Raw genomic sequence first — 15,071 nt, 5'->3', positions numbered from 1 at the left:
TACACGGAGGATGTAAGATAAAAATGTAATTTTTGTATATCTTTTTTTTGCACAATGTTTGTAAAAGTTGTACCATTGTAGACAAGGTGACTAAGGTTGCTGTTCTTGTTTAATGAAAGGTGATTGCGAAGTTGAAAGATACATTTGTTGAAAAAGTAGATGACTTTGTAAAGCAGCATGATGTATTAAAGAATGATTCAACAATTGTTGTGGGAGTTTCTGGTGGTCCTGACTCGTTAGCGCTTTTATATTATTTATTAGAAAAAAGAGCGGAAAAACAGTTGGAAATTGTAGTTGCTCATGTGGATCATATGTTTAGAGGTGATGAATCTTATGAGGATTTACAGTTTGTGCAGGGCCTTTGTGAAGAACTGGGAATTATTTGTGAAACGATAAGGATTAATGTATCACAATATCAACAGCAATACGGAATGAATGCACAGGTTGCTGCGAGAGAATGCAGATATGCATTTTTGGAAAGAATAATGAAGAAATATGATGCGAGATATGTTGCTCTTGGACATCATGGAGATGATCAAGTCGAGACAATTTTAATGCGTCTTGTAAGAGGGAGTACTCCGAAAGGATATGCAGGAATTGCAGTGAAGCGTCCTTTTCATAATGGATATTTAATTAGGCCGTTACTTGGCGTAACGAAGGAAGAAATTGTTGATTACTGTAATAAGCTAAATTTAATGCCACGTATAGATCCGAGTAATAAAAAGGAAGTATATACAAGGAATCGATTACGTAAATATGTCCTTCCTCATTTGAAAGAAGAAAATCCACAAATGCATGAGAAATTCCAAAAATTTAGCGTGCAGATGCAAGAGGATGAGGCTTATTTGCAGGAATTAGCTTTTGAGAAAATGAATAAAGTAATTACAAAAAAAAGTGATAAACAAATTAGCTTATCAATTCCTGCCTTTGAATCCATGTCTATGCCTTTACAAAGAAGAGGGATTCAACTAATATTAAACTATCTTTATGAATATAAGATTCCATCTTCTCTTTCTTCTATACATATTGACAAGTTGATTGAGTTTTTTAAGCGGACACAACCTTCAGGTTCACTTGATTTTCCGGGTGATTTGAAAATTGTTCGTTCATACGAGGAGTGTAGCTTTAGATTTAAACAAGAAATTGTCTCTCCTTTTTCACAAGATTTATTAGTACCCGGGACCATTACGCTATTGAACGGGGATGAATTTGTAACAGAGGTGAGCGAAGATATACCAAGTAACATGAATGAAACAGTATTTGTTGCTAAGTATAATGATATATCATATCCACTTCGTATTCGTTCTAGAGAAAATGGAGATCGCATGTCAATACAAGGTATGAATGGCACGAAAAAGATAAAAGCTATTTTTATCGAAGCGAAAGTACCGAAAGAAAAAAGAGAAGAATGGCCGGTCGTTTGTGATGCAAGTGGGACTATTATTTGGGTACCCTTGTTGAAACGATCTGCATTTGCAATTTCGAAAGAGATGGCAAAGAAGGATAAATATATGATTATTCACTACAAAAGCAAGGAGTCTTCCGGGAGGATAATGAAATGATGAATCAAGATATCGAAAAAGTATTAATTTCTGAAGAGCAAATACAAGAAAAGGTGCGCGAACTAGGTGCAATTATTGCAGAGGATTATAAAAACACAGTACCTCTTGCAATTGGTGTACTAAAAGGCGCAATGCCATTCATGGCAGATTTATTAAAGAGAACAGATACATATCTTGAAATGGATTTTATGGCTGTATCTAGTTACGGTCACTCTACAGTTTCAACAGGCGAAGTGAAAATTTTAAAAGATCTTGATACTTCTGTAGAAGGTCGCGATATTTTAATCGTCGAAGATATTATTGATAGTGGTCTTACACTAAGCTACTTAGTAGACTTATTCAAATATCGTAAAGCGAAGTCTGTAAAAATTGTTACATTATTAGATAAGCCAACAGGCCGTAAGGTTGATCTGAAAGCGGATTATGTTGGATTTACTGTTCCACATGAATTTGTAGTAGGGTATGGATTAGATTATAAAGAGCAATACCGTAATCTTCCTTATGTAGGCGTATTAAAACCAAGCGTTTACTCAAATTAATTAAATATAGGCTTCACAATTGTATAGGAAAGTTTTTCTATGTTACGATTTACTATAGTGTTTATGCCGTGAGAGGAGGTTAGGAATGAATCGTATCTTCCGTAATACCATCTTTTATTTACTGATATTCTTAGTAGTAATTGGAATCGTGAGCTATTTTAATGGTTCGACACAAAAAACGACATCAGTTAGCTACGACAAATTCATTACTAAACTAGAAAGCGGTGAAGTGCGTAATGTGCAACTTCAACCGAAAAATGGTGTATTTGAGGTGAAAGGACAATTTAATAACTCTAGCCAAGGAGAACAATTTGTTACTTATGCACCAAATACTGAGGAATTACAAAAGAAAATTAATGATAAAGCGAAAGGTGCCGAAGTTAAGTATCAACCAGCAGAAGAAACAAGTGCTTGGGTAACATTCTTTACTTCAATCATTCCATTTGTCATCATCTTCATTTTATTCTTCTTCTTATTAAACCAAGCTCAAGGCGGCGGTAGCCGTGTTATGAACTTCGGGAAAAGTAAGGCGAAGTTATATAATGATGAAAAGAAAAAAGTTCGTTTCAGAGATGTTGCTGGTGCGGATGAAGAGAAACAAGAACTTGTTGAGGTAGTTGAATTCTTGAAAGACCCTCGTAAGTTCTCTGAAGTTGGTGCTCGTATTCCAAAGGGTGTCCTATTAGTTGGACCTCCAGGTACAGGTAAAACTTTATTAGCACGTGCTGTTGCAGGTGAGGCTGGCGTTCCATTCTTCTCTATCAGTGGTTCTGACTTCGTAGAGATGTTTGTCGGTGTCGGTGCATCACGTGTACGTGATTTATTTGAAAATGCAAAGAAAAATGCTCCTTGTATCATTTTCATTGATGAAATTGATGCAGTAGGTCGTCAACGTGGCGCAGGTCTTGGTGGTGGTCATGATGAGCGTGAGCAAACATTGAACCAATTACTTGTTGAAATGGATGGATTCGGTGCAAACGAAGGTATTATTATCGTTGCTGCGACAAACCGTCCAGACATTCTTGACCCAGCGTTATTACGTCCAGGTCGTTTTGACCGTCAAATTACAGTAGATCGTCCAGATGTAAATGGCCGTGAAGCTGTACTGAAAGTACATGCGCGTAATAAACCACTTGATGAGCATATTAACTTAAGAGCAATTGCGACTCGTACACCAGGATTCTCTGGTGCGGATCTTGAAAACTTATTAAACGAAGCTGCTTTAGTAGCTGCACGTCAAGATAAGAAGAAAATTGATATGAGTGATATCGATGAAGCGACGGATCGTGTTATTGCAGGTCCAGCTAAGAAAAGTCGTGTTATCTCTGAAAAAGAACGTAATATCGTTGCTTTCCATGAAGCAGGTCATACTGTAATTGGTGTTGTTCTCGATGAAGCAGATGTCGTTCATAAAGTAACAATTGTCCCTCGTGGTCAGGCTGGTGGATATGCGGTAATGCTTCCGAAAGAAGATCGTTACTTCATGACGAAACCAGAGTTACTTGATAAAATCACTGGTTTACTTGGTGGCCGAGTAGCTGAGGAGATTGTATTTGGTGAAGTGAGTACAGGTGCTCATAATGACTTCCAACGTGCGACTGGTATTGCAAGACGTATGGTTACGGAATTTGGTATGAGTGACAAACTTGGACCGATGCAATTTGGTAGCTCGCAAGGTGGTCAAGTGTTCTTAGGAAGAGACTTCCACTCAGAACAAAACTATAGTGATGCGATTGCACATGAAATTGATATGGAAATGCAATCAATTATGAAAGAATGTTATGCTCGTGCAAAACAAATTCTTACTGAAAACCGTGATAAACTAGATATTATCGCACAAACGTTACTTGAAGTAGAAACGTTAGATGCAGAGCAAATCAATCATTTATGTGATTACGGCAGATTGCCAGAACGTCCAACATCTTCAGATGATGTGAAAGTAAACATCAACATGAAGAAAGACGATGAAGATAAAGAAGATAAGTAAGAAGTGAAGGAGTGACTATCGTCACTCCTTTTTTGTTTGTTAAAATCTTTGTTAATTACTATTGAGAACTTAGTGGATAAAGTAATTTAAGTAAAACTAGTATTAAAAATTGAAATAGAGAGCAATCTTTTTGTAAAATGATGAGGATAGGAAAGCTGATTATATAAGTATGTGTGATATGATGTTTTTATAAGTTTTATACATACTGCACAAATATAGATTAAATAAGATAAGTGGTGAGAATATGATTTTTGTATTGGATGTAGGGAACACAAATGCTGTACTAGGTGTGTTTGAAGAGGGGGAACTTCGTCAGCATTGGCGCATGGAAACAGATCGTCATAAGACAGAAGATGAATATGGAATGCTTGTAAAGCAATTGCTTGAGCATGAGGGTCTTTCGTTTGAAGATGTGAAAGGTATTATTGTGTCTTCAGTCGTACCACCAATTATGTTTGCTTTAGAGCGCATGTGTGAAAAATATTTTAAAATTAAACCGCTTGTAGTAGGGCCTGGGATAAAAACAGGACTAAATATTAAATATGAAAATCCGCGTGAAGTAGGCGCAGACCGAATTGTAAATGCAGTAGCAGGAATCCAATTATATGGAAGTCCGCTCATTATTGTTGATTTTGGTACGGCTACTACATATTGTTATATTAACGAAGAAAAACATTATATGGGTGGAGTTATTACGCCAGGAATTATGATTTCAGCAGAGGCTTTATATAGCAGAGCAGCAAAACTTCCTCGTATCGAAATTACAAAACCAAGCAGTGTTGTTGGGAAAAATACAGTAAGTGCGATGCAATCTGGTATTCTTTATGGTTATGTTGGACAAGTGGAAGGTATTGTTAAGCGTATGAAAGAAGAAGCTAGACAAGAACCTAAAGTTATTGCAACAGGTGGATTGGCAAAATTAATTTCCGAAGAATCGAATGTAATTGATATTGTAGATCCGTTTTTAACGTTAAAAGGTTTGTATATGTTATATGAACGTAATGCAAATTTACAGCATGAGAAAGGTGAATAAATACGTATGAAAGATTATTTAGTAAAAGCGTTAGCATTTGATGGAGAAGTGCGTGCGTATAGTGTACGTACAACAAATACAGTAAGTGAGGCGCAAAGACGTCATGATACATGGAGAACAGCTTCAGCGGCACTAGGGCGTTCTTTGACTGCGGGTACAATGATGGGCGCAATGTTAAAGGGCGAGCAAAAGTTAACGATTAAGGTAGAAGGTAACGGTCCAATTGGCCCTATCTTAGTAGATGCTCATGCAAATGGAGATGTACGTGGTTATGTAACGAATCCGCATGTTGATTTTGAAGGAACAGAACAAGGGAAGTTACGTGTATATCAAGCGGTAGGTACAGAGGGGTTTGTAACTGTAATTAAAGATATTGGAATGCGTGAGCCGTTTATTGGTCAATCTCCAATCGTTTCAGGAGAATTAGGAGAAGACTTTACGTATTATTTTGCAGTTTCTGAACAAACGCCTTCTTCTGTAGGTGTTGGTGTTCTTGTAAATGGAGATGATAGCATATTAGCGGCAGGTGGATTCATCCTTCAAATTATGCCGGGTGCGCAAGATGAAACGATTTCATTTATTGAAGACCGTTTACAAAAGATTCCACCTGTATCAACGTTGATTGAACAAGGTCTTTCTCCGGAAGAGCTACTATATGCAGTTCTTGGAGAAGATAAAGTAAAAGTATTAGAAACAATGGATGTTCAATTTAATTGCACATGCTCACGAGAGCGTATTGAGAGTGTATTAATTAGTTTAGGTAAAACAGAGTTAGAGCAAGTTCGTGAAGAAGAGGAAGAGACAGAAGTTCACTGTCATTTCTGTAATGAACGATACAAGTTCTCTAAAGAAGATATTACAAATTTAATCGAGAATTTGTAATAAGGGAATTAAGAGGAGCAATCCTCCAAATGAATTGACAAACAGGGAATTTTCTGACAAAATCTAAATATAGATAAAACCAATAAAAATACTCGGTGTTAGGAGTGACAGGAATGCGAGTGGCACAATCAGTTTCAGAATTAATCGGGAAAACGCCGATCGTTAAGTTGAACCGCATCGTAGAATCAGACAGCGCAGATATATACTTAAAATTAGAATTTATGAATCCGGGGAGTAGTGTTAAAGATCGTATCGCATTAGCTATGATTGAAGATGCTGAAAAAAAGGGATTATTAAAAGAGGGCGATACAATCATTGAGCCGACAAGTGGTAACACAGGAATTGGTTTAGCGATGGTAGCGGCTGCTAAAGGATATAATGCAATCTTAGTAATGCCAGAAACAATGAGTATTGAGCGTCGTAATTTATTACGTGCTTACGGTGCGGAATTAGTATTGACTCCAGGGCCTGAAGGAATGGGTGGAGCAATTCGTAAAGCGACTGAATTAGCAAAAGAACATGGCTACTTTATACCACAACAGTTCAAAAACCAATCGAATCCAGAAATTCACCGTTTAACAACAGGTCCAGAAATTATTGAACAAATGGGCGACCAATTAGATGCGTTTATTGCAGGTATTGGTACAGGTGGAACGATTACTGGTGCTGGTGAAGTACTGAAGGAAGCGTATAAAGATATTAAAATTTATGCAGTAGAACCTGCAGATTCACCAGTATTATCTGGTGGGAAGCCAGGTCCACATAAAATCCAAGGAATTGGGGCGGGATTTGTTCCGGAGACGTTGGATGTAGAAGTATATGATGAAATTATTCAAGTGAAAACAGAGCAAGCATTTGAATATGCGAGAAGAGTGGCTAAAGAGGAAGGTATTTTAGTTGGTATCTCTTCAGGCGCAGTTATTTATGCAGCAACAGAGGTTGCGAAAAAGTTAGGTAAAGGGAAAAAGGTACTTGTTATTATCCCGAGTAACGGTGAACGTTATTTAAGTACACCACTTTATCAATTTGAATCCTAATTAAACGCGATTGAAAAAGCATCCTTGAAAAAGGGTGCTTTTTCTTTTGGGATTGGAAATAGGAAAAGAGTGAATGACTAGAAAACTTCATGTAAAATAAGAGGTAGTATAATTAAATTATTTTCACTAGCCTTCGAGTATAATCAATCTCTATATAAATAACTTATGTAGTTTGAGCTGGTTTATCTAAGAGGGTGGGATAAAAGAAGACGGGGTGTTGATATGCAACGAAGAAAATCTTTAGCGCTTTCTATTCCATATCAGTTAGATTTCTTTAAGCAATATAAATTTCTTTCTCAGGGTAAATCGCAACATATTTTGTTAGAAAGCGGCCGTGGCGGTCGTTATAACATTGTAGGGCTGAACCCAGTAGCGGTAATCCGAGGGAAGGATGAAACGTTACATATAAGTGAAAGTGGTAAGGAAACAATAAAACGAGGGAATCCGTTAGATTTAATGCAAGAATATATGGAACAATGGAAGACGGACTATAACCCAGAGTATCCGCCTTTTCAAGGTGGTGCAATTGGCTATTTCAGTTATGACTGTATCCGTTATATTGAAAAGCTGCCTTCTCTTGCGGAAGATGATATTGATATACCTGACATCTTCTTTTTATTATTTGATGACGTATTTGTCTATGATCAAAAAGAACAAGTGTTATGGGTTATTACGCATTATGTAGATAAATATGAAGAGGCGAAAGAACGGCTAAATGAGTGGAAGAGTCTTTGGATGACAGAAGCGCCTGAAGTGACCGTGCCCTTTGAAAGTCCTGAAAAGAAAAGTGAAGCAGTTGCTTTTACTGAAGCTGGCTTTATGAAGGCAGTTGAATGTATTCAAGAATATATTGGAGCGGGTGATGTGTTCCAAGTAAACTTGTCGACGAGACAAGAAAGAACGTTACAGACACACCCACTAGAAATTTATACAAGTCTTCGTGAAATTAATCCATCTCCATATATGGGTTACCTGGAGCTTGGGGATTTTCAAATCGTTAGTGGATCGCCAGAGTTGTTAATTAAGAAACAAGGAACTGAAGTAAGTACAAGACCGATTGCTGGAACGAGATCTAGAGGCGCGGATGAGCAAGAGGATGAAGAATTAGCAAGAGAATTAATTGAGAACGAAAAAGAAAGAGCAGAGCATGTAATGCTTGTGGATTTAGAAAGAAATGATTTAGGACGTGTTTGTAAATATGGCACTGTAGAAGTAGATGAATTTATGGTAATTGAGAAATACTCACATGTTATGCATATTGTTTCTAATGTGCGTGGTGAGGTGGAAGAAGATAAAGATGCTTTTGATTTAGTGAAGGCTGTATTCCCTGGGGGAACAATTACTGGTGCCCCAAAAATACGTACGATGGAAATTATTGAGGAATTAGAACCTGTTCGAAGAGGGATTTATACAGGGTCAATCGGTTGGATTGGTTATTCTGGAGATACAGAATTGAATATTGTAATTAGAACACTTCTTGCTAAAGATGGAAAAGCTCATGTACAAGCAGGGGCGGGAATTGTAATTGATTCAAATCCGGAAAATGAATATAAAGAGTCGTTAAAAAAGGCGATTGCTTTATGGCGTGCAAAAGAACGTAGTGAAGAAACGGTTAGGTGAGAGAAATGATATTAATGATTGATAATTATGATTCTTTTACATTTAATTTAGTGCAGTTTCTTGGAGAACTTGGACAAGAGCTCGTTGTTAAACGTAACGATGAAGTGACCATTTCAGATATTGAGAATATGAAACCAGATTTTCTAATGATTTCTCCAGGTCCGTGCAGTCCTAATGAAGCTGGGATTAGTATGGAAGCTATTAAATACTTTGCTGGAAAGACTCCGATTTTTGGTGTTTGTCTAGGGCATCAATCTATTGCACAAGTGTTTGGGGGAGAGGTTGTCCGTGCAGAGCGATTAATGCATGGAAAAACGTCGCTTATGCATCATGATGGAAAGACGATTTTTTCGGATATTCCTAATCCGTTTACTGCGACGCGCTATCATTCCCTTATTGTTAAGAAAGAGACGTTACCCGATTGCTTAGAGGTAACATCTTGGACAGAGGAAGGGGAAATTATGGCACTTCGTCATAAGACATTACCGATAGAGGGTGTGCAATTCCATCCAGAATCTATTATGACTTCTCATGGGAAAGAGCTGTTGCAGAATTTCATTCGTAAATACAGTCCAAGTGCGACATTATGTTAATTTACGTAAATGGTCAGTATGTAGAAGCAAGTGAAGCGAGAATTTCTCCTTATGATCATGGTTATTTATATGGTCTTGGAGTTTTTGAAACGTTTCGTATTTATAATGGTCATCCTTTCTTATTGGATGATCATTATAACCGTTTAATAGAGGCGCTGGATACATTGCAAATTAAATGGACAATGACAAAAAATGATGTGATGCTTATTTTGAAAGATTTACTCGCTAAGAATGAATTGAAGCATGCATATGTACGTTTTAATGTATCGGCGGGTATAGATGAAATAGGATTACAAACGGAAATGTATGAAGAGCCTTCTGTTATTGTTTTTATAAAACCTTTAACAGCTCCAGGGGATGTAGTGGAAAAAGAAGGTGTTATTCTAAAACAAGTGCGAAATACACCGGAAGGGACATTTCGCCTGAAGTCTCATCACTATTTAAATAATATTTTAGGAAAGCGTGAAATTGGAAATGTTGTGAGTAAGGAAGGTATTTTCCTCACTGAAGCAGGTTATGTTGCAGAGGGCATTGTTTCGAATCTATTTTTTGTGAAAGGTGATGTTTTATATACACCTTCGTTAGAGACAGGGATTTTAAATGGTATCACTCGTGCGTTTATTATAAAGAGTGCTGAAGAATTAAATATAGAAGTAAAGGAAGGTTTCTTTACAAAAGATGAGCTACTTTCAGCGGATGAAGTCTTCGTAACAAACTCCATTCAAGAAATTGTTCCGCTTTATCGTATAGAAGCGCAGGATTTCCCGGGTAAAGTAGGAGTGGTTACAAAAAGTTTAATGTACCTTTATGGAATGCAAAGAGAGAAATTATGGAGCAGAAATGAATTACGAAGAGGAGATGTGTAGTTTGAAGTGGGATTATGATTTGCGCTGCGGCGAATATACATTGAATTTAAATGAAAAAACATTAATTATGGGGATTTTAAATGTAACACCAGATTCGTTTTCTGATGGTGGGAGTTACAACGAGGTAGATGCTGCGGTACGTCACGCAAAAGAAATGCAAGGTCAAGGTGCTCATATTATTGATATTGGTGGCGAATCTACTCGCCCAGGTTTTGCTAAAGTATCAGTAGAAGAAGAAATAAAGCGAGTTGTCCCGATGATTCAAGCAGTTTCAAAAGAAGTAAAATTGCCTATATCTATCGATACATATAAAGCTGAAGTTGCAAAGCAAGCAATTGAGGCTGGTGCTCATATTATTAATGATATTTGGGGAGCGAAGGCGGAGCCAAAAATTGCTGAAGTCGCAGCTCATTATGATGTACCCATCATTTTAATGCATAACCGCGATAATATGAATTATCGTAATTTAATGGCGGATATGATTGCTGATTTGTATGACAGTATTAAAATTGCTAAAAATGCTGGTGTGCCAGATGAGAATATTATTTTAGATCCAGGTATCGGTTTTGCTAAAACACCTGAGCAGAACTTAGAGGCGATGCGTAATTTAGAACAGTTAAATGTGCTAGGTTATCCAGTTCTCTTAGGTACTTCGAGAAAGTCCTTTATTGGGCACGTATTAGATTTGCCAGTGGAGGAACGCCTTGAGGGAACAGGAGCTACCGTTTGTCTTGGTATTGAAAAGGGCTGTGAGTTTGTTCGTGTCCATGATGTGAAAGAAATGGTGCGTATGGCTAAAATGATGGATGCGATGATTGGTAAGGGGGTAAGGTAATTGGATAAAATTTATATCCATGATATGGAGTTTTATGGTTATCATGGTGTGTTCCCAGAGGAGAATAAATTAGGTCAGAGATTTAAAGTTGACTTAACGGTGGAGTTGGATTTAAAGCGTGCAGGGGAAAGTGATGACTTAGAGCATTCGGTCAATTATGGAGAGCTTTTCGAATTATGTAGAAAAGTTGTTGAGGATAGAAAGTATAAGCTTGTGGAGAGTATCGCTGAAAATATTGCTGCAGATATATTAAAACAATATGAAAGTATTTCACGCTGTACAATTAAGGTAATTAAGCCAGATCCACCGATACCGGGTCATTATCGTGCTGTAGCAGTAGAAATTACGAGAGAACGTCCATGAACAATATAGCTTACATTGCATTAGGGTCAAATATTGGAGAGCGTTATACGTATCTAACTGAAGCGATTCAGTTTTTAAATAAAAATCCTTATATTCAGGTTGATGATATTTCATCTGTATATGAAACTGAGCCAGTTGGCTATACTGACCAAAGTTGCTTTTTAAATTTAGTTATAAAAATTTCTACCAATTTATCACCACAAGAGTTATTGAAAGTAACACAAAAAGTAGAAAATGACCTAGGAAGAAAAAGGGAAATTAGGTGGGGGCCGAGGACTATCGACCTTGACATTTTACTTTATAATCAAGAGAATATTGAAGCAGAGAATCTTATTGTTCCGCATCCGCGGATGTTTGAAAGAGCTTTTGTTATCGTTCCGTTGTTAGAGATTAATCAAGACATAAAACAAAACATTTCACGTTCACAAGTAGAAGAAATGAAAAGGCGAGAGGGAGTAACGGTATGGAAGCAGAAAAATGGGGAAGACGCATTCGTGCTTTTCGAAAGCTAAAAGGCTATACACAAGAAGGTTTTGCTAAAGAACTAGGGGTATCTGTATCTGTTTTAGGTGAGGTTGAGAGAGGGAATAGATCGCCTTCTCAAGATTTTGTAGTAGAAGTTGCTAAGGCATTAAATGTTTCGATAGAGGAATTAATGCCAAAGTGATTGTACAGGAAGGAGTAGGTTGATTGTTAAAGATTGCAAATATCGAGATGAAAAATCCGGTTGTACTAGCACCGATGGCGGGAGTGTGTAACTCTGCATTCCGTTTAACAGTAAAAGAATTTGGTGCCGGCTTAGTTTGTGCTGAAATGGTAAGTGATAAGGCAATATTACTTAATAATAAAAGAACATTAGATATGTTATATATCGACGAGAGAGAAAAGCCATTAAGTTTACAAATTTTTGGTGGAGAGAAAGAAACTCTTGTAGATGCTGCGAAATATGTAGATAAATATACGACAGCAGACATAATTGATATTAATATGGGTTGTCCAGTGCCGAAAATCGTTAAATGTGATGCGGGGGCAAGGTGGCTTTTAGATCCGAATAAAATATATGAAATGGTAGCAGCGGTTGTAGATGCTGTAGAAAAGCCGGTTACAGTTAAAATGCGTATCGGTTGGGATGAAGAACATATTTTCGCAATAGAAAATGCTAGGGCTGTTGAGCGTGCTGGTGGCCAAGCTGTGGCGGTTCACGGACGTACACGAGTGCAAATGTATGAAGGAAAAGCGGATTGGGATATTATTAAACAAGTAAAACAATCTGTAAATATCCCAGTTATCGGAAATGGTGATGTCGCAACGCCGCAAGATGCAAAGCGTATGCTTGATGAAATTGGTGTAGATGGTGTTATGATTGGTCGTGCGGCTCTTGGAGATCCGTGGATGATTTATCGTACGGTAAAGTATTTGGAGACAGGTGAATTAATGCCGGAACCAACAGTGCGCGAGAAAATTGATGTATGTATGTTACATCTAGATCGTCTTATTGACTTAAAGAACGAAAGTGTCGCTGTAAGAGAGATGAGAAAACATGCAGCTTGGTATTTAAAAGGTGTTCGTGGTAATGCGAGTGTACGTAATGGTATTAATGCTTGTAACACAAGGGAAGACCTTGCGAATGTGTTAGGTACATTTGTAGAAGAAGTGGAAGCGAAACAACAAACAATTTACGTTGGTTAATAATGGACATAGGAGATTGACATTCTTCTATACACTTCCTATAATTACGTGAAAGAAAGAAGAGCTGCCAGTTAGTTGCTGGCAGTTTTTCTAGTTGAGTAGAAAATGCTATACTGTATATATTGTAAAATTAAATAGAGCTGGAGTGATATCAATATCATGGATAACATGAACCACGAAGAATTAAACGACCAATTGATTGTTCGTCGTGAAAAGCTACATAATTTACGTGAACAAGGAATTGACCCGTTCGGTAAAAGATTTGAACGCACAAATTCAACAACTGATTTAGTGAGTCTATATGGAGAATTCTCTAAGGAAGAATTAGAGGAGAAGGAAATCGCTGTTTCTATCGCTGGTCGTATTATGACAAAACGCGGAAAAGGGAAAGCTGGATTTGCACACGTTCAAGATTTACATGGACAAGTTCAAATTTATGTTCGTAAAGATGCTGTTGGAGATGATGAGTACGAATTATTTAAAACAGCAGATTTAGGTGATTTAGTAGGTATTGAAGGTAAAGTGTTCAAAACAAACGTTGGAGAACTTTCAGTAAAAGCAACAGGCTTTACGCTATTAACGAAATCTCTTCGTCCATTACCAGATAAATACCATGGATTAAAAGATGTTGAACAACGCTACCGTCAACGTTACTTAGACTTAATTACAAGTATGGAAAGTCGTGAAACGTTCGTTACTCGTAGTAAAATCATTCGTGAGATGAGAAGATACCTAGATGACAACGGTTATCTTGAAGTGGAAACACCTATGATGCATGCAATTGCAGGTGGAGCTTCTGCGCGTCCTTTCACTACACATCATAATGCGTTAGATATGGAATTATATATGCGTATCGCAATTGAGCTACATTTAAAGCGTCTTATTGTGGGTGGTTTGGAAAAAGTATATGAGATCGGCCGTGTATTCCGTAATGAGGGTGTATCAACTCGTCATAACCCTGAGTTTACGATGATTGAATTATATGAAGCATACGCTGATTATAAAGATATTATGAAGTTAACAGAAGATATGGTTGCTCATATCGCGAAAAAAGTACTGGGTACAACAACAATCCAGTATGGTGATTATGAAATTAATCTAGAACCAGAATGGACACGTCTTCATATGGTAGATGCGATTAAGCAATACTCTGGAGCTGATTTCTGGAATCCGATGAGTGTAGAAGAAGCGCGTGAGCTTGCAAAAGAACATAATGTAGAAATTAAAGATACAATGGAAGTTGGTCATATTATAAATGAATTCTTCGAACAAAAAGTAGAAGATAAATTAATCCAACCAACATTTATTTACGGTCATCCGGTAGAAATCTCGCCGCTTGCGAAAAAGAATGATGAAGATCCAAGATTTACAGATCGTTTCGAATTATTTATCGTTGCGCGTGAACATGCAAATGCATTCACTGAGTTAAATGATCCAATCGATCAAAAAGAACGTTTTGAAGCGCAATTAAAAGAGCGCGAACAAGGTAATGATGAAGCTCATATGATGGATGACGATTATATTGAAGCTCTTGAGTACGGTATGCCTCCTACGGGTGGATTAGGAATCGGTATTGATCGTCTAGTTATGTTATTAACAAATGCACCATCTATTCGTGATGTATTATTATTCCCTGCTATGCGCCATAAACAAGACTAAGCTTTGGAGATTTCTCCAAAGCTTTTTTTATTTGAGCATGAGTTGCGTGGGTATAGTAAGTCTTGATAGTGCGAGAAATTATATTTATATAGAAGAAATGTGCTGTTTTTATACTTTTTTACTAAGTTAAAAATTTTATTAGAAAAACTATTGCATTTTAATAATCAAACTGGTATATTTATATTCGTTGCCACGAAAGGTAACAAACAAAACAAACGAAAAACAACTTATTGAAAAAAGTTGTTGACGAAAATATAACGAAATGTTATATTGATAAAGTTGCTTCTGAGCGACGAAGTAGTTCTTTGAAAACTGAACGAAACAAACAACGTGAAACGTCAATTTTTATTTTAGATGCTAGACAAACTAACTTTATTGGAGAGTTTGATCCTGGCTCAGGATGAAC

The 15,071-nt window shown here is 37.1% G+C and carries 15 protein-coding genes; all 15 read left to right on the top strand.

The window, feature by feature from the left end; all coding sequences use genetic code 11:
- Window positions 1-131: 131 nt before the first annotated feature.
- The 15 genes from tilS (at window position 132) to lysS (ending at window position 14,665) form a co-directional block, all read left to right on the top strand.
- On the top strand, window positions 132-1,562 hold the full coding sequence (gene tilS, locus ACTFSL_RS27940; RefSeq protein ID WP_000655463.1) for a tRNA lysidine(34) synthetase TilS: 1,431 nt from the start codon (window positions 132-134) through the stop codon (window positions 1,560-1,562).
- Window positions 1,559-2,101 carry a hypoxanthine phosphoribosyltransferase gene (hpt, locus tag ACTFSL_RS27935; protein ID WP_000981842.1) on the top strand — a complete coding sequence of 181 codons (543 nt, stop codon included), beginning with the start codon at window positions 1,559-1,561 and terminating at the stop codon, window positions 2,099-2,101. The genes tilS and hpt overlap by 4 nt, the downstream gene beginning before the upstream one ends.
- Window positions 2,102-2,186: 85 nt before the next feature.
- Window positions 2,187-4,088: an ATP-dependent zinc metalloprotease FtsH gene (gene ftsH / locus ACTFSL_RS27930; RefSeq protein WP_001079674.1), complete on the top strand. Its 1,902-nt coding sequence runs from the start codon at window positions 2,187-2,189 to the stop codon at window positions 4,086-4,088.
- Window positions 4,089-4,332: 244 nt separating this feature from the next.
- Window positions 4,333-5,121, top strand: a complete 789-nt coding sequence (locus ACTFSL_RS27925; protein WP_070183484.1) for a type III pantothenate kinase — start codon at window positions 4,333-4,335, stop codon at window positions 5,119-5,121.
- A 6-nt stretch (window positions 5,122-5,127) separates the two neighbouring features.
- Window positions 5,128-6,003 (top strand): redox-regulated molecular chaperone HslO, encoded by an 876-nt coding sequence (gene hslO / locus ACTFSL_RS27920; protein ID WP_000656372.1) that lies wholly within the window; start codon window positions 5,128-5,130, stop codon window positions 6,001-6,003.
- A 113-nt stretch (window positions 6,004-6,116) separates the two neighbouring features.
- Window positions 6,117-7,040 (top strand): cysteine synthase A, encoded by a 924-nt coding sequence (cysK, locus tag ACTFSL_RS27915; RefSeq protein WP_001261712.1) that lies wholly within the window; start codon window positions 6,117-6,119, stop codon window positions 7,038-7,040.
- Between the two features lie 222 nt (window positions 7,041-7,262).
- Window positions 7,263-8,660 (top strand): aminodeoxychorismate synthase component I, encoded by a 1,398-nt coding sequence (gene pabB / locus ACTFSL_RS27910; protein ID WP_199631015.1) that lies wholly within the window; start codon window positions 7,263-7,265, stop codon window positions 8,658-8,660.
- 5 nt (window positions 8,661-8,665) lie between these two features.
- A complete protein-coding gene (pabA, locus tag ACTFSL_RS27905; protein WP_000602290.1) occupies window positions 8,666-9,253 on the top strand; it encodes an aminodeoxychorismate/anthranilate synthase component II in 588 nt (195 codons plus the stop codon).
- The gene (pabC, locus tag ACTFSL_RS27900; RefSeq protein ID WP_000909884.1) at window positions 9,247-10,119 is read left to right on the top strand and encodes an aminodeoxychorismate lyase; all 873 of its coding nucleotides are present in this window, start codon (window positions 9,247-9,249) and stop codon (window positions 10,117-10,119) included. The genes pabA and pabC overlap by 7 nt, the downstream gene beginning before the upstream one ends.
- Window positions 10,094-10,954: a dihydropteroate synthase gene (gene folP, locus ACTFSL_RS27895; protein ID WP_440042772.1), complete on the top strand. Its 861-nt coding sequence runs from the start codon at window positions 10,094-10,096 to the stop codon at window positions 10,952-10,954. Before pabC ends, folP begins: the two co-directional genes overlap by 26 nt.
- Window positions 10,955-11,317: a dihydroneopterin aldolase gene (folB, locus tag ACTFSL_RS27890; RefSeq protein WP_000358062.1), complete on the top strand. Its 363-nt coding sequence runs from the start codon at window positions 10,955-10,957 to the stop codon at window positions 11,315-11,317.
- Window positions 11,314-11,829: a 2-amino-4-hydroxy-6-hydroxymethyldihydropteridine diphosphokinase gene (folK, locus tag ACTFSL_RS27885; protein WP_001059450.1), complete on the top strand. Its 516-nt coding sequence runs from the start codon at window positions 11,314-11,316 to the stop codon at window positions 11,827-11,829. The genes folB and folK overlap by 4 nt, the downstream gene beginning before the upstream one ends.
- Window positions 11,781-11,984 (top strand): helix-turn-helix domain-containing protein, encoded by a 204-nt coding sequence (locus ACTFSL_RS27880; protein WP_000387031.1) that lies wholly within the window; start codon window positions 11,781-11,783, stop codon window positions 11,982-11,984. Before folK ends, ACTFSL_RS27880 begins: the two co-directional genes overlap by 49 nt.
- 23 nt (window positions 11,985-12,007) lie before the next feature.
- Entirely contained in the window at window positions 12,008-13,006 is a 999-nt protein-coding gene (dusB, locus tag ACTFSL_RS27875; RefSeq protein ID WP_000912251.1) for a tRNA dihydrouridine synthase DusB, read from the top strand.
- Window positions 13,007-13,165: 159 nt separating this feature from the next.
- The gene (gene lysS / locus ACTFSL_RS27870) at window positions 13,166-14,665 is read left to right on the top strand and encodes a lysine--tRNA ligase (protein WP_000369668.1); all 1,500 of its coding nucleotides are present in this window, start codon (window positions 13,166-13,168) and stop codon (window positions 14,663-14,665) included.
- Window positions 14,666-15,071 lie beyond the last annotated feature (406 nt).

Origin of the sequence: Bacillus cereus group sp. MYBK108-1 (assembly GCF_051917185.1) — a bacterium.
Taxonomy (GTDB): domain Bacteria; phylum Bacillota; class Bacilli; order Bacillales; family Bacillaceae_G; genus Bacillus_A; species Bacillus_A cereus.
The sequence above is the reverse complement of the archived record's forward strand: the minus strand, read 5'-3'. Positions and strand labels throughout refer to the sequence as shown.

What these genes read in the sequence shown, in the direction of transcription:
- pabC (WP_000909884.1), top strand. Translation starts at nt 9,247, where the DNA reads ATGTTAATTTACGTAAATGGTCAGTATGTAGAAGCAAGTGAAGCGAGA.
- pabB (WP_199631015.1), top strand. Translation starts at nt 7,263, where the DNA reads ATGCAACGAAGAAAATCTTTAGCGCTTTCTATTCCATATCAGTTAGAT.
- hslO (WP_000656372.1), top strand. Translation starts at nt 5,128, where the DNA reads ATGAAAGATTATTTAGTAAAAGCGTTAGCATTTGATGGAGAAGTGCGT.
- lysS (WP_000369668.1), top strand. Translation starts at nt 13,166, where the DNA reads ATGGATAACATGAACCACGAAGAATTAAACGACCAATTGATTGTTCGT.
- ACTFSL_RS27925 (WP_070183484.1), top strand. Translation starts at nt 4,333, where the DNA reads ATGATTTTTGTATTGGATGTAGGGAACACAAATGCTGTACTAGGTGTG.
- ACTFSL_RS27880 (WP_000387031.1), top strand. Translation starts at nt 11,781, where the DNA reads ATGGAAGCAGAAAAATGGGGAAGACGCATTCGTGCTTTTCGAAAGCTA.
- hpt (WP_000981842.1), top strand. Translation starts at nt 1,559, where the DNA reads ATGATGAATCAAGATATCGAAAAAGTATTAATTTCTGAAGAGCAAATA.
- folP (WP_440042772.1), top strand. Translation starts at nt 10,094, where the DNA reads ATGAATTACGAAGAGGAGATGTGTAGTTTGAAGTGGGATTATGATTTG.
- pabA (WP_000602290.1), top strand. Translation starts at nt 8,666, where the DNA reads ATGATATTAATGATTGATAATTATGATTCTTTTACATTTAATTTAGTG.
- cysK (WP_001261712.1), top strand. Translation starts at nt 6,117, where the DNA reads ATGCGAGTGGCACAATCAGTTTCAGAATTAATCGGGAAAACGCCGATC.
- ftsH (WP_001079674.1), top strand. Translation starts at nt 2,187, where the DNA reads ATGAATCGTATCTTCCGTAATACCATCTTTTATTTACTGATATTCTTA.
- folK (WP_001059450.1), top strand. Translation starts at nt 11,314, where the DNA reads ATGAACAATATAGCTTACATTGCATTAGGGTCAAATATTGGAGAGCGT.